The organism is Acinetobacter sp. ME22, assembly GCF_022012315.1.
Classification (GTDB): domain Bacteria; phylum Pseudomonadota; class Gammaproteobacteria; order Pseudomonadales; family Moraxellaceae; genus Acinetobacter; species Acinetobacter brisouii_A.
Window position 1 is genome coordinate 17,814 of sequence record NZ_JAKLTL010000003.1, and the last position, 14,248, is coordinate 32,061.

Genomic DNA, 14,248 nt, shown 5'->3' on the forward strand with positions numbered 1-14,248 from the left:
TAAACAACTCATATTCAAAGCTAAGATGTAAAAGTTTATCTGATATTAGGTTGTATATGAAAAATTTAATTTTGAGTTGCTTTCTGTTTGGAGCAACGACAACTGTTTTTGCAGAAAACCCGATTCGAGTTCAGGTTCTCAATACCTATAATGGTCAACCTGCTGCACGTATGCATGTGACTTTAGAAGCACAACAAAATAATCAATGGGTTCAAATCGGTGAAGGTGATACCAATGATCAGGGGCAACTTGACACGCTCTATCCAAAAGATAAAGCCAATCTAGACAAAGGTTATTATCGGGCCACGTTTAAAACAGGTGACTGGTTCCGCAGTAAAAATCAACGTTCGTTTTATGCAGAAGTGCCTGTGGTTTTTGTGATTGATGGTTCAATGAATCATTACGATATTCCACTTCAGATCAGCCCGTATGGGTATTCGACTTATCGTGGAAGTTAGACTAATAAATAAAAAAACCGATGTTTGAGCATCGGTTTTTTTAAAACCATTATAAGCTTGTCAAATCCACTGGCTTTGTTTTTGCACTTGTTGGTACTTGAAAATCAATACCCGCTTTTTTAAACAACTGTGGAACTTCAACCAAAGCCATTGACGAATTTTTTGCAATTCCACTAACATCACTGACCAATCCTTGAGCATTCTTCAAGTTCATTCCAGATGAAGCCAATAATTGTGGATTACCCGCAATTGCCATAGAAACCTGCTTAGAACCTTGAGCTAAGTCCTTTGCCATTAAGGATGCAATCGCATAGTTTTTAGCAGCACCCAGTAAATAATGTTTCTTTTGTTCACTTAATGCTTTTAATTGATCAACAGTCTGATTTTCATCTTTTTTAGCTGCTGAAAGTACAGAGTCAGAAAGCTTTGCTAATTCTTTAATTTGCGCGTCTTTCTCTTGCAAGTTAGATGTTTTCTTTAAAACAGCCAATTTAGTTTGGATTTCTTTGCTGTCCGCACTTGTTGAAATTGCTACAGCCAAAGCAGCACGGCTTTCTTGAAACAAGTAATTTGTAGCGCGCGCTTGAGTTAAAAAATCACCGACATCTACACTTGTAGAAGATGATGATCCAATCACATTTTGAGTCACATTCGATGCAAGATTTCCTAACCCCAACCCAGCATGGGCTAAAGAAACAGAGAATACTGCCAAAGAAATTGCTGCAATTTTTTTCATGATTTTTCCTTATTTCGCCGTATCGGCTTTTTGAACAACTTGTTTAAGTAAAGGAGGAATAATTTCTAGTAGTTGAAGATTAAAAATTTGTTCACGATTATCAAATTGACTATCCGTTAAACTAAATTCTTGTTGGATGCCTTGCGCACCTACTTTTTGTCGATTCTGATCAAAAAATCTGACACCCAATGTAAAGTCTGAGTTCACCTTGCAAGAGGTTCCCTCTCCATTACATTTAGCTGTATCCATTTTAAGTTTGGTCTTTAAAACAGGTTGAATACACTTCGATGGAACAAAAGGCTTAAAGTTAAGTTGTTGCTTAAAACCTGCATTTTGAGTCATGTAACTCACAGATGCCTGAAAAAGCATTTGTCCAGGTAATGCTCCGCCTGTAGCATAAAACGGATATTTTGAATGTTCGGCAAAAGCATAATAGGTCAATGTTGGAAATGCTGAAGATGTTAAATCGCCAACCTGCTCAGTATCAACAAATGAGCATATTGCACGAGAATATGTCGAATCTGATGCGGTCTGCTGTGCATTTTGAATAAGTACAATGTCTCCACTCGAAACCGAGATATTATCTCGCCCACTAATAGGTGCATCTAACTGCGCAATTGCTTCATTTGGATTTCGAGAAATAATCGTTGCTTCCCATGTTGGGATTGAAACCATTCGACCTGAAATTTTCTGTTGATTATAAATATAAATTTTATTACCAACACCTAAGCGTTGCCCTGAATCTGCAATTTTGACTTGATTGCTATCTTTTGCTGTGACTTTTAAATCAGAACGGGTAAATTTAATGCCTTTTTTAAACTCTTGTCCCAGTTTAATAAGTGCATTCTTGAGAACAATTTCTTTACGGTTTTCTAAAGAGAATCCCATACCATCTGAAATCACCTCCTTAACTTCATCACTGGCATGCGCCACATGAATCACTCGTCCTGAACGATCCAGCATTTCAGCATAAACTTCACTATGCACAACCTGTTGCTGGGTAATTTTACCGACAGGTTGTACATATGCAACAGTTGGTAAGACATTCAAACGAATAAACAAATCAGGCAGTTCACGATGATTAATATCTTCTGCTTGTGCAAGTTGTGTTTGCTCTGAGATTGATTGTGCTAAAGCACTGTAACGTTTGTTCACAGGCACCAAACTAAATGCTGCACCATCACCAATTGCATCAGAAAAAACTTGTTCAACTAAATCTTTTGATTCGCCTTGCAGAGTTGCAACATCAACCACTAATGCCTTGGGTTTATTGACTGCATGACGGACATTCGACGTTAATTTTGAAAACTGTTTAGCATGATTATTGACTAAAATTGGAGTTGCAACAGCATAATCACTATCTGCATAAACAACATGAATTAAATCACCATCCGTAGAAGATAATTCATCATTTTGTCCAATACCCTGATTTAAGCCTTTATCTAAAATTAAATACGATTTCCATTGATCAATGACAGATGTTTTAATCTCGGAAAGCTGTAAATCAGCTTTTGCCTTTTTAACTAACTGTGCAGACAAGGCCAGAACATTCGCCTGATATTGCTGCATAATTTGCTGCTTAGTTGCTTTACTGTTTAAATCTGCAGTTAATACTTTAATCGGCTGAGTCTGAGTGAGGCTTTCACTATATAACACCTCACCCGTCAGAATATTTGTTAGTTTAAAACTCAATGTAACAGGGGTAAAAACTTCTGTTGTAGATTGCTTTTCTACAAAATACTCACCTGCTCGCAGCACTTCTAACGAAGCAACATAAGTTTTATGTTTTGTTGTTTGTAAAATTTGCTGCGTAACCTGATTTTTAAATTCCTGATTAAGTGTTCCTTCAAAACTTGTCTGTAACTGCGCCCGAATACTTGGCGTAATTGATTGAATAAAATCACAAGAAATTGGGGAATTTTTATCTTCATCACCAATAGATTTCTTACATTCTTGGTCTAAACCAAATAGACCTTTAGAAGGATAAATTTGCAATTCAGCATGAGCACTTAAACTTAGGAACGGCAATAACCAAGCGAATTTCTTTATTTGCATTGAGTACCACCAATACATAAGGTAACAGTATTTCCTTCTTGTTTACGCTCTGCCGATGCCAGTACAGGACTCACATTGCGCAATGCTTTTGCAAGCTCAACAGTGACAGGTTTATTACTTTTATAAGTCATCGTAATTTCAACTAAACGACCATCTTGTGTACGGATATTAATGTTGTCTGCACCTTGAATATCTTCTAAAGCAGCAAACAAATCATCTCCTAAACGAGTAGAAACATTATTAGAAACACTCTTCACAAAAATTGTAATTTCTTTACCGTACATTGATCTGTTTTTAGAATAATTTAAGATCTGTGGCCCAATCGTGCTTAATGCCAACTGTCCCAGTTTAGAAGCAACATTGGCACGACATGCTTCTGCAGTCGCACCAGATGCAGACTCAGTACGTGTTTCACCTGTCATTAATGTTGCATCATCAACAGAATAGACTTTAAAGCTGACTGCACCATCACAGACATATTGTCCTGTCACTGGCGAGCGACCACGGTCAAAAATATTACTACTACCTGCCATAAACCAATCTGCTTTCTCTTGGCGAGCAGCGGCTGCGAATTTAGAAAGTTCAGAGTCACTCAACAATTGCTGAACAGACATATGGCGACCTTTTAGATATTTACTTCTAAATAGGTCTGAATCCATTAAACGTAAGTCATACTTGGCTGCATTTTGCGCAATACTGTTTAAGGTTTGATTTACGCTTTCTGGTTTAGTACTCGGTGTTTGATATTCAACATATCGAACAAAACTTTGAATGTTATTCTGCTGTTCATTCTGTGAATAACTAGCACTCTCAGATGCATTATATTTTGATGAAGATGCTGCAGCATATTTACTGCTACTACTGCTACTACTGCCACCAGCATAAGCACCTGCACCATAATAATTGTCATAACCTCCTGCATAACCTGAACTTGCACGACTACGAGCAGATGCACTTTCTTTAGAAGAAGCACTTGCACTTTCATTACTATTATATTTAGCATTTTCGTTATATTTATAACTTTGATCGTTATAATAGGATGTGAACTCTTTGACTGGTTTAGAATTATCGCGTGGAACGCCAAAGTACTCATCCATAACAATCATAATTGGACTGGTACGGCTATTCTTTTTAGATAACCCATAATCATTTAAAATAGAGCGAAATTCCTGATCATCAATTTCAAGACTTACTCGGGTAACCAGATTATTTTCTGAATCAGTTTGACTACCTAAATTCACATAGTATGTTGGGTCAACCTGTTTAACGATTTGACTTAGAAATGGTTTGGCATCAACTAACGACTGTGGGCCATTAATTTTAATAATCATTGCAGTTACAGCATCTTCACGAGCACTATTTAAAGCTTGGTTGCGTGTTAAATTTTGGTCTTTCTTTATAATTAAGGCTTTCCCTTCACCAATCGTTTTAATGATTTCCGCATTTACTGCTGTAGATGCCAGCAATAATGCGCTAGCAGTTAATAAAAATTTATTCATTATTATCTCACGTTAATAAATGTGTATATTTGTATATGGAGCGTAAAATATAGTTCAAAATTTTAAATGTCAATTTTTTTAATTATTATTTTTCGCTCCAATAATAGGATATGAATATAAAAAAATTTCTTTTATTAGATAAAATAGCCACAATTAACAAAATATTTTTTTCTTAACTATTATAAATAATAAGAATGCATTGATTTAAATTCAAATAAATGTGACCTATTTAAAAATATGGTAGACCGCATGAATAATACGACCTACCACTATCAACTTTAAATAATAAATCACTTATCGTTTAAAAATATAAATAAACATTTATAACCATGCACTCACTTTATCTTGATCCGCCACTTTCAAATCCACAGTCGCCAAACCAATTTCAGCCGCCTTAACTGTAAACTGAAGCAGTTCATCACGGCGGAAAGCATGCACAACACATTCACCTTGTTGTTTTGCATATTGAGCTAACAACTTTTCAGAAGCCTTTAAGCCATCAATCGCCACGATAACATCATTGGCAGACAGCCCTGCTTTTGCACCTGCTCCCTCACGGCGAGCTTGTTGAATCAGCACTCCTTCTGGTTTTTCAGCAAGTTTTAAACCAAATGGCTGCGTTTTGTCATTTTTAAGCTGATATTCAATACCGAATTCAGGAAATAGTTGATCAAGTGGCAATTCATCCGTGGTGTAAATCAAATGGTTAATTTGCTCTAACCATGAGTGACCCGTTAGCTCTTCACACAACTCAAAAATGGTGCGCTCAGTCACCTGAATCCCTTTTTGTGCATTTTCATAGAGTTTACGTACCAAAGCATCAAGGCTTGAACCACGTAAACGCAAACCTAAATCTAGACATAAAGCCACTAAACAGCCTTTATTGTAGTAGCTTGTTCCTGCGTTATTGCTGTTTTCATCTGGACGGTAGAATTTAATCCATGTGTCAAAACTTGACTCGGCAACCGACTGAACCTCACGACCCGGATTTTGCAAATAGCGGTCAATCTGTGCCTTGAGTAATTTCAAATACGATGCTTGTGAAATCACACCGCTACGCAGCAAAATCAGATCATCATAATATGAAGTGAAACCTTCAAAAATCCACAACAAAGAGGTATAGCTTTCTTTGTGCAAGTCATAATTGACAAAGTTTTCAGGACGAATATATTTCACCAACCAAGAGTGGAAATATTCATGGCTGCAAAGCCCCAAGAAACGCTGATAATCTTCCGATGGCTCTTCTGGTTCATTGGCTTTTGGCAAGTCATCACGCGGGGTGATTAAACTGGTGCTGTTTGGATGCTCCAAACCACCATAACTATTGCCTGTGGCCATGGTCATAAACACATAGTTTTTAAACGGTGCTGATCCAAAAATCTGAATTTCAGTTTGGCAAATTTTTTGAATATCCGCTTGTAGGCGCTCAACATTGGTCGCATGTTTACCTGAAATCACAAACTCATGTTGAATACCTTCAACCTCAAAGCTAAAACGAGTTTGATCTGCTAGTTCAAATGGACTGTCAATGAGCTGCATATAGTTGTCAGCTTTTAAGGTATAGCGCCCTTTCACCAAGCTTTTTGATGTCAAGCCTGTTGCCACAGTAAAATGCTTAAACTCATCGGGCAAGAACACTTCCAATTCGCATTCAGCTTCTTCCTGATCTTTAAGACCTAAGCACACACACGCTGGGTTGACATAGAAACGCGTCTGATCGACATAACTGCCACGCACTGATAAATCGTAAGCATAGACATCGTATTCAACCGTGATCAACTCATGATCGGTGTTAAATAAACGCCATTTATTTTTTTCAAATTTACTGATTTTCAGTTGGCGTCCTGCCTCGTCATAGGCTTTAACCGACTCAATGTGTTTTGCAAATTCACGAATCAGGTAACTGCCCGGAATCCATGTCGGCAACCACAATTCTTGTGTTGGATTGGCAACAAAACGCAAAGTCACATGAATGAGATGCTGTTGGTAATCGTCAAACTCTATTTGATAGTGCAACATAAGTCGGAATTCTAATCTTAATCAGTTTATGCAGGGCTTTAGCTTAGCATTTTTTTACTCTAATATGCGCTACTGCTGTTATTCCGTACACAAGATGAAGTAAATCAAGTTAACTTTAATATTTGTCATGGAAGATACTTAACCCTGTTCTTTTGATCTCCTCAGGATTTGTCCTTTGAAACGTTTTATTTCTTGGTTTGCAGGGCTGGGCATGTTATGCACAAGTTTCACCCAAGCTGCCATTTTGAATATCGATCCCGAATCTGTACCTGCTGCGGCGTGGACAATTTACGATCCACAATCTGGTCAAACATTGGCTGAATACAATAGCCATGCGCAACGTGCACCAGCTTCATTAACCAAAATGATGGTTGCCTATATTACACTCAAAGAAATAAAAGCGGGTAAGCTCAAAAAATCGGATGTGATTATTGCCAACAATGTCGTGCATGTGGTTCAGCCTGATGAATCGCAAATGTTCCTACGACCTGGGCAAAAAATTACCATTGATCAATTGCTCACTGGCTTGGTGGTCATGTCTGCAAATGACGCGGCAGTTACCCTCGCTCAGCGTATTGGTGGAGATTTGCCGCACTTCGTTGCGCGTATGAACCAAGAAGCCAAAGCGCTAGGCATGAAAGATACCCACTTTACCAATCCTGCTGGGATTACCATGGATGGGCATTATTCTTCTGCTGCGGATATGGCAAAACTCGGCGATGCCCTAATTCAGCAATTCCCTGATTATTTAGGTTATTCCAAGCAAACCAGTTATTCGTGGAATGGTCATGCACACCACGCCACCAATATCTTGCTGAAACAAGATCCAACTGTGGATGGTTTAAAGACAGGTTTTACTCGTGCAGCGGGCTTTAACTTGGCTTTAACCGCAAAACGCCCAACCATGAATCCAAACTTGCCAGAGCGTCGTTTGATTGTGGTGGTCTTAGGCACAACAAGTCCTATAATGCGTGCTGAAGTTGCGCATCGTTTAATGAATTTAGCCTATAACTACACCCGTGATGAAGTCGTTGTTAAAGCGAAACAGCCGATTGCACAATTGCCTGTGATCGATGGTAAAGAAACCCTATATCAGGTTATTCCTCAAACCACTCAGTTTATGACCACCTCTTTATATAACCAGCCTGTCAATATTGATATGCGAAGCTTTAACAATGACAGTGGTCGTTTGGTCTATAACGGGACAACTATTGAACCAATTGATAAAACCCAAACACGAATTGAGGTCACCCTCAACCAAAAGCAGTTAACCGCACCCTTAAATCAGACACTACAATTGGCAACCTTAAAGGTTTACCAAAACGGTCAATGGATTGAGGATGTTGCGGTGCATTCACAAGTACAACTTGAACGCGCAAGTTTATGGCAACGCTTTTGGCATTGGTTGAGTGAGTTACTACCATTTCTGGCAGATCAACCTGCTCCTGCGAAAGTGCTTCTTTAAGATCAAAAGAAAAATGGGGTTGATTTTTTTGCATCAGCCCCAAACTCATTTACAATAATGTACTACATCGAAAATTTCGGAATTGGCATTCCCCAAATTCGTTTTTTCATTTTATGATGTGACTTTAAAACTCTGTATGGATTTACAAACATGACTGCTATTGCAAATAACCACGTGGTTTCATTCCACTACACACTAACAAATGCTGAGGGTGAAACACTTGACCAGTCTCAAGGCGAACCACTTGCATATTTGCACGGCGCAGGCAATATCATTCCTGGTTTAGAAAAAGCGCTTGAAGGCAAAACAGTTGGCGAAAAATTGACTGTTAACGTTCCTGCTGCTGAAGGTTATGGCGAATATAACCCTGACCTCGTTCAAGAAGTTCCTGCTCAAATGTTCCAAGGCGTTGAGAAAATCGAAGCGGGCATGCAGTTCCAAGCTCAAACTGATGACGGCGTGCAAATCGTAACTGTTAAGTCTGTTGAAGGCGACACAGTGATCGTTGATGCAAACTTCCCACTTGCTGGTCAAGATTTGACTTTCCAAGTTGAAATCGTTGAAGTTCGTGATGCGACTCAAGAAGAACTTGATCATGGTCACGTTCACGGTGTAGGTGGTCACCACCACTAAGATTTTGCCTCTTGCAAATCTGAAAAAGCAAAGCCTCGTGCTTTGCTTTTTTTATGCTATTTTTAGGCAATCGAGTTTTTAACTGATTTGATTTTATGCCTACCCTGATTTGGTTTCGTCAAGACTTACGCATTTCTGATCACGCTGCCCTATGGCACGCCAGCCAACACAGCGCCTGCCTTGCCCTTGTCATCTTATCTCCACAGCAATGGCAACAACATGATGATGCTCCAATTAAACTGGACTTTTATCTGCGTCAGTTACGCGAGTTACAGCAACAATTACAACGCTACAATATTCCACTCATGGTTCAGGTTGTACCACTTTGGCAAGAAATCGCACCTGTTTTACTTGCACTGTGTCAGCGCTTTCAGATTCAGCAGGTACATGCCAATGTAGAACTGGGTATCCATGAATTACAGCGGGATAAACACTGCCAAGATGTCTTGGCTCAAGCCAAGATTCAACTGGAGCTGTACCAAGACCGCACACTATTTCCTGTTGGTCACATTCGCAATCAGTCAGGGCAACCCTATCAGGTGTTTACCCCATTTAAGAAAAACTGTTATGAACGCCTAAATCTGCAACTGCCTGCCTGCTATCCTGAGATTGCCATTCAGACATCTGTGCCGTTTGAACTTACGCCACAAGAACAGCAAATTCCCGAACTACATGAACTGGGCTATAACGCCATTCCAATCGAACAGCAGCAACTTTGGACAATTGGTGAGTCGCATGCACAGCAACAACTGAATCATTTTTTAGAAGATGCCTTAGCCGACTACAAACAGCAACGCGACTTTCCTGCCCAAGCAGGCACAAGCCAATTGTCAGCTTATTTAAATATCGGCATTCTGTCGATTCGCCAGTGCGTGCAAGCTTTGTTTCGGTTACAGCAGGGACAGTTTTTATTGACCGATGAAGGTCAGCAGACTTGGCTAGATGAACTGCTGTGGCGTGAGTTTTATCAGCATATTTTGTTTGACTATCCTCAAGTGTCTAAACACTTGCCTTTTCAGCCGAAAACCCAGCAACTTGCATGGCGGGATGATCCTGAAGGTTTAGCGGCATGGAAGCAAGGTCAAACAGGCATCCCGATTGTCGATGCAGGAATGCGTCAACTGCTCGCAACGGGCTGGATGCATAATCGGGTACGCATGATTTGCGCGATGTTTCTCACCAAAAATTTACTGATCGACTGGCGTAAAGGCGAACAGTGGTTTATGCAACATCTGATTGATGGAGATTTAGCAGCCAATAATGGCGGCTGGCAATGGAGTGCATCGACTGGAACAGATGCCGCACCGTATTTTCGGATTTTCAATCCGATTAGTCAGTCTGAAAAATTTGACCCCAATGGTGACTATATACGGCGTTGGGTGCCTGAGCTGAAATCTTTAGACGATAAAACCATTCATGAGCCTTATGCCAAAGGCTACAAAGCTGGCTTAGGCTATCCGAAAGCAATCGTTGATCTGAAAAGCAGTCGGGTTCGTGCGATTGAAGCCTTTAAAGCTTTGGGTTAAAGCAATTTAAGCCAATGCCTGCTTTAAATTGGCTTTGGCTTGCTGCTCATAATGCTGCTGAAAATATCGGGTTTGATACAAAGGCTGTGCCAGATAAAACTGACGCAGCACTGCATGACGCTTTTCCTGATAAATCAGCTCATCCACCCACACATATTCCTGTCGGATTTGCTGCTGATATTCAGCAAAGCGTTGTGGTGAACTACCCAAAATCGCCAGATCAATATCCAGTAAATACGCCAAATCAGACTCAGAAGCAACCGCATGTTGCTGTGTTGCCAAAATCCAATTCGCGATCTTGTCGAGCTGGGTTTCAGGCAATGCGCCTGCCAGTTGTTGTCGCATCAACATCGCACTCTCTTGTTCATTGCTTGCCGAACGCGGTTGATAGACGACATCGTGAAAGAAAATCGCCAGTTGCACGGCTAAAGCATCTTCAATCTGGTTTTGCACGATTTCAAATAACGCTAGACATTCCACAATATGCTGTAACTGATGATAGGCTCGTTGAGGTTCCTGATAAGCATGCAGCAGTTTTTCCAAGCATCGCTCATGTTGCTCGACTGACCAGTGCTCAGGCAAAAACTGGGGTAAAAGTTTTTGCCACGCCTGACGAAACTGCTGCTGAAAGCTTGGCATTATGCGGTCTGTTCCTCACGCTTAAACACCAGTTCTTTGGCATTGGAATTTTCAGCATCGAAATAATAGCCTTCGCTATTAAACGCTTTAAGGTCTTCAACCTGTTGAATCTGCTGCTCAATCACAAAACGAGCCATTAAACCACGGGCTTTTTTGGCATAGAAACTAATGACTTTGTATTTGCCATTTTTTTGATCCAAAAACACAGGTTTAATAATTTGAGCATCCAATTGTGATTCTTTCACGGCTTTATAATACTCATCCGATGCAAGGTTGAGCAGAATGTTGCTGTTGGCATGTTGCAAATCTTGCTGAATCAGATCAGTAATGCGTTTCCCCCAAAATTCATACAAATTACTGCCACGTGGGTTTTGCAACTTCGTCCCCATTTCCAGACGATACGGCATCATCAAATCCAATGGACGAAGCAGCCCATATAAACCCGAAAGCATACGCAAATGCTGCTGAGCAAAATCCAGTTGTGAATCATTGAGAGCATATGCGTCTAAACCTGTGTACACATCACCTTTAAATGCAAAAATGGCTTGGCGGGCATTGGCAAGATCAAACTCGGTTTGCCAGTCCTGAAAACGTGCCACATTGAGCTGTGCAATTTTTTCACTGACACTCATTAAGCTTGCCAATTGTGACGCTGACAACTCACGGCAGACCTCAATCAACTGTTCAGACTGATCCAAAAGACGCGGCTGAGTAAAGTTGCTGCTTGGCAATGCAGTTTCATAATCCAGTGTTTTGGCAGGTGAAATTAAAGCCAGCATAGACATCCTCATTTTTGCTATATTTTGCCCACTATATCAGTCCCCTATTTCTAACGCCAATCTGTGTTTCTAATGGCGTTTATCGGTACAATCATGACCCCTACTTTAAAATTAAGCTCTTCGAGTCCTATGCCTGAAACGATTTTTTTACAAGGCCCTGCTGGGAAAATTGAGGTTTTTGTTGACCGCCCACAGGCAGAGATCCGCAGTTTTGCCATTGTTTGTCATCCACACCCGCTGCAAGGGGGCACGGCGCATCATAAAGTGCCGATGTTGCTGTCGAATATTTTGACCGAGCGTGGCTGTATTGTTTACCGTCCAAGTTTCCGTGGTGCAGGGCAAACTGAAGGCTTGCATGAAGAAGGATTTGGCGAAACCCATGATATTTTGGCGATCTTGCAGCAGCTTCGTGCAATACATCCGAATCTTGATTTTTATGCAGGTGGCTTTAGCTTTGGTGCACATGTTTTAGCCAAATGTTATGCAGCACTTGAGGTTGCAGAACGTCCGAAACAGTTGGTGCTTTGTGGTCTGCCAACCGCAATGGTGCGTGGTCTACGCGACTATCAAACCCCAGAAATTCAAGGCGATTTGCTGTTTGTGCATGGCGAAGAAGATGATATTACCCTGCTAAGTGATATGGTGAAATGGGCAAAACCACAAAAGCACCCGATCACCATTTTCCCAGGGGCAAATCACTTCTTTACAGGCTATTTAAAGCAACTGCGCCAAGTGATTAGCCAGTATATTCGTTTATAAAAAATCGGTATCTCATGGCAGGAAAGTTGAGGTTTAGACCTGTATGTCCTGCCATGTCAAACCAAAACGCGCCAAATATTTCTTCACTCGGTCACTATCATTGCTACTTTGGCGCTGCTGACGTGACACAGCAAACAACTTGCGCCCTGCTTCCGCCATAGATTTACTTTGCTGACAAATCCGAATCACCCCTTCAAGCTGAATGCGATCAAATTCATCAAGCTTGGTCATCTGCTCAGTAGAAAGTAGCTCTTCAAGCACTAACACCGAATTCGAAGATGGTGGTGTATGTTGCCACAATTGTTGCAAACGCTGAATTTCCCGCTCTACGCTTGCCAAAGTGATATAACCCGATTGGGCAAAAGTTGCCATACGGGTCACACTCGAACCTAAATCACGAAAATTGCCTTGCCATGTGGCTTCTGCCGACTGGGCAAATGCCAGATAACGCTGCCAAGCATCATGCCGAAAATGTAACTGCTGCTGATGCTGATTGGCAAAGCGCTGTAATTCAAACTCAATATTGGGGGCGAGGTCTTCCAAACGATCTTTCAATGCAGGCAGAAAAAATGTCCATGTGTTGAGACGTGCCCATAAATCTTCACGAAAACGTCCTGCTTGTACCTCAGTGCGTAAATCACGATTGGTTCCTGCAATCAGTTGAAATTCAACCTGAACCTCTTGATCTGAACCAACAGGCAAAAAGCGCTGATCTTCGAGTGCCTTGAGCAACATGGCTTGTTCATCTAGTCCTAACTCGGCAATTTCATCTAAAAACAAGATGCCTTGATCAGCCGTTTTTAGTAATCCTGCCCGATGACTGGCTGCCCCTGTAAAGGAGCCTTTGACATGCCCAAATAACGCGGACATGGCACTATCACCATACAGCGTGGCGCAGTTCACCTCAACAAAAGCACCCGTCAAATGAAACTTGTCTTTTTTCAGTTGAAAAATTTGCTTTGCCAACTGCGACTTACCTACGCCTGTTGCTCCCATTAACAAAATTGGAGCATGTGAACGGGTCGCCACACATTCCACTTCACAAATCAGTTGATTAAAGTCCGAATTTGCTGTTGCGATTTGTGCTTTTAGCTGTTGCCAGTTTTCGGATTGTTCATGTTCAAAACGCTGATTTAAAGCGGCATAACGTGATAAATCCAAATCAATAATACGATATTCACCCTCAGGTTTTTGTCGATGGGTGGGCGAACTCTGAATCAACTTGGCAGGTAAATAATGCGCATCAATCAATAGATACCAACAAATCTGGGCGACATGCGTGCCTGTCGTGATATGCAATAAATAGTCACAATGCTCCAAATCAAAAGGATAACTTTTCACAAAGTCATACAGTGCCCCATACATATCGGCAAAATCCCACGGATCACGGATTTCGATTTTCTGCCGACTCAGTTGAGTATTGGGAGAAACCTGTCGAATATCCGATTGTAGAAAATTGACCAGTTTCTGGCTGCGGGCATCATGCAACAACACCAGTTCATCGACCACCAGATCGTCATGCATCAACAAGCTTAAGGTAGGTCGCCAACGCTGCCAGCGTTGCTCAGTTTTACCTTGATCAAGGGTTGAACCAATAAAACCGATCACCACTGTTTTTTTAGAATGAGGCATTGTCATATAAATATTTGATTTAAAAGATTGAAAAGCATGATTCATAAG

12 protein-coding genes are annotated in these 14,248 nt (G+C 40.8%); 5 read left to right on the plus strand and 7 right to left on the minus strand.

Translation table 11 applies throughout. The annotated features are described in order from the left end of the window. Positions 1 to 56 precede the first annotated feature (56 nt). Positions 57 to 458, plus strand: coding sequence for a hydroxyisourate hydrolase (gene uraH, locus LVY74_RS05090; RefSeq protein WP_237814128.1), 402 nt, complete (start codon positions 57 to 59; stop codon positions 456 to 458). 49 nt (positions 459 to 507) lie between these two features. On the opposite strand, the gene LVY74_RS05095 is transcribed toward uraH, so the two are convergent. The 4 genes from LVY74_RS05095 to LVY74_RS05110 form a co-directional block, all read right to left on the minus strand. Next, a complete protein-coding gene (locus tag LVY74_RS05095) occupies positions 508 to 1,194 on the minus strand; it encodes a hypothetical protein (protein WP_237814129.1) in 687 nt (228 codons plus the stop codon). A 9-nt stretch (positions 1,195 to 1,203) separates the two neighbouring features. After that, entirely contained in the window at positions 1,204 to 3,249 is a 2,046-nt protein-coding gene (locus tag LVY74_RS05100) for a hypothetical protein (RefSeq protein ID WP_237814130.1), read from the minus strand. After that, positions 3,240 to 4,748, minus strand: coding sequence for a hypothetical protein (locus LVY74_RS05105; RefSeq protein WP_237814131.1), 1,509 nt, complete (start codon positions 4,746 to 4,748; stop codon positions 3,240 to 3,242). Before LVY74_RS05105 ends, LVY74_RS05100 begins: the two co-directional genes overlap by 10 nt. Before the next feature lie 321 nt (positions 4,749 to 5,069). Then, positions 5,070 to 6,767: a M61 family metallopeptidase gene (locus LVY74_RS05110; protein WP_237814132.1), complete on the minus strand. Its 1,698-nt coding sequence runs from the start codon at positions 6,765 to 6,767 to the stop codon at positions 5,070 to 5,072. A 175-nt stretch (positions 6,768 to 6,942) separates the two neighbouring features. Here LVY74_RS05110 and LVY74_RS05115 point away from each other — a divergent pair, with 175 nt between their 5' ends. From LVY74_RS05115 to phrB, 3 genes are all read left to right on the plus strand, one after another. Then, complete coding sequence (locus tag LVY74_RS05115) at positions 6,943 to 8,232, plus strand: D-alanyl-D-alanine carboxypeptidase family protein (protein WP_237814133.1); 1,290 nt, start codon at positions 6,943 to 6,945, stop codon at positions 8,230 to 8,232. Positions 8,233 to 8,382: 150 nt separating this feature from the next. Further along, positions 8,383 to 8,865, plus strand: a complete 483-nt coding sequence (locus tag LVY74_RS05120) for an FKBP-type peptidyl-prolyl cis-trans isomerase (RefSeq protein WP_237814134.1) — start codon at positions 8,383 to 8,385, stop codon at positions 8,863 to 8,865. Positions 8,866 to 8,960: 95 nt separating this feature from the next. Next, entirely contained in the window at positions 8,961 to 10,391 is a 1,431-nt protein-coding gene (gene phrB / locus LVY74_RS05125; RefSeq protein WP_237814135.1) for a deoxyribodipyrimidine photo-lyase, read from the plus strand. Between the two features lie 6 nt (positions 10,392 to 10,397). On the opposite strand, the gene LVY74_RS05130 is transcribed toward phrB, so the two are convergent. Both LVY74_RS05130 and yaaA read right to left on the minus strand, forming a co-directional pair. Next, complete coding sequence (locus LVY74_RS05130) at positions 10,398 to 11,030, minus strand: HD domain-containing protein (protein WP_237814136.1); 633 nt, start codon at positions 11,028 to 11,030, stop codon at positions 10,398 to 10,400. After that, a complete protein-coding gene (yaaA, locus tag LVY74_RS05135; RefSeq protein WP_237814137.1) occupies positions 11,030 to 11,809 on the minus strand; it encodes a peroxide stress protein YaaA in 780 nt (259 codons plus the stop codon). The genes LVY74_RS05130 and yaaA overlap by 1 nt, the downstream gene beginning before the upstream one ends. A gap of 129 nt (positions 11,810 to 11,938) precedes the next feature. On the opposite strand from yaaA, the gene LVY74_RS05140 reads away from it, so the two are divergent. After that, positions 11,939 to 12,568: an alpha/beta hydrolase gene (locus tag LVY74_RS05140; RefSeq protein WP_237814138.1), complete on the plus strand. Its 630-nt coding sequence runs from the start codon at positions 11,939 to 11,941 to the stop codon at positions 12,566 to 12,568. Between the two features lie 33 nt (positions 12,569 to 12,601). On the opposite strand, the gene rtcR is transcribed toward LVY74_RS05140, so the two are convergent. Beyond that, complete coding sequence (rtcR, locus tag LVY74_RS05145) at positions 12,602 to 14,200, minus strand: RNA repair transcriptional activator RtcR (protein WP_237814477.1); 1,599 nt, start codon at positions 14,198 to 14,200, stop codon at positions 12,602 to 12,604. Positions 14,201 to 14,248: the final 48 nt, after the last annotated feature.

Coding starts and splice junctions, on each gene's coding strand:
- LVY74_RS05110 (WP_237814132.1), bottom strand. CDS start 6,767: ATGTTGCACTATCAAATAGAGTTTGACGATTACCAACAGCATCTCATT.
- yaaA (WP_237814137.1), bottom strand. CDS start 11,809: ATGCTGGCTTTAATTTCACCTGCCAAAACACTGGATTATGAAACTGCA.
- LVY74_RS05105 (WP_237814131.1), bottom strand. CDS start 4,748: ATGAATAAATTTTTATTAACTGCTAGCGCATTATTGCTGGCATCTACA.
- phrB (WP_237814135.1), top strand. CDS start 8,961: ATGCCTACCCTGATTTGGTTTCGTCAAGACTTACGCATTTCTGATCAC.
- LVY74_RS05130 (WP_237814136.1), bottom strand. CDS start 11,030: ATGCCAAGCTTTCAGCAGCAGTTTCGTCAGGCGTGGCAAAAACTTTTA.
- LVY74_RS05120 (WP_237814134.1), top strand. CDS start 8,383: ATGACTGCTATTGCAAATAACCACGTGGTTTCATTCCACTACACACTA.
- LVY74_RS05140 (WP_237814138.1), top strand. CDS start 11,939: ATGCCTGAAACGATTTTTTTACAAGGCCCTGCTGGGAAAATTGAGGTT.
- LVY74_RS05100 (WP_237814130.1), bottom strand. CDS start 3,249: ATGCAAATAAAGAAATTCGCTTGGTTATTGCCGTTCCTAAGTTTAAGT.
- LVY74_RS05095 (WP_237814129.1), bottom strand. CDS start 1,194: ATGAAAAAAATTGCAGCAATTTCTTTGGCAGTATTCTCTGTTTCTTTA.
- rtcR (WP_237814477.1), bottom strand. CDS start 14,200: ATGCCTCATTCTAAAAAAACAGTGGTGATCGGTTTTATTGGTTCAACC.
- uraH (WP_237814128.1), top strand. CDS start 57: ATGAAAAATTTAATTTTGAGTTGCTTTCTGTTTGGAGCAACGACAACT.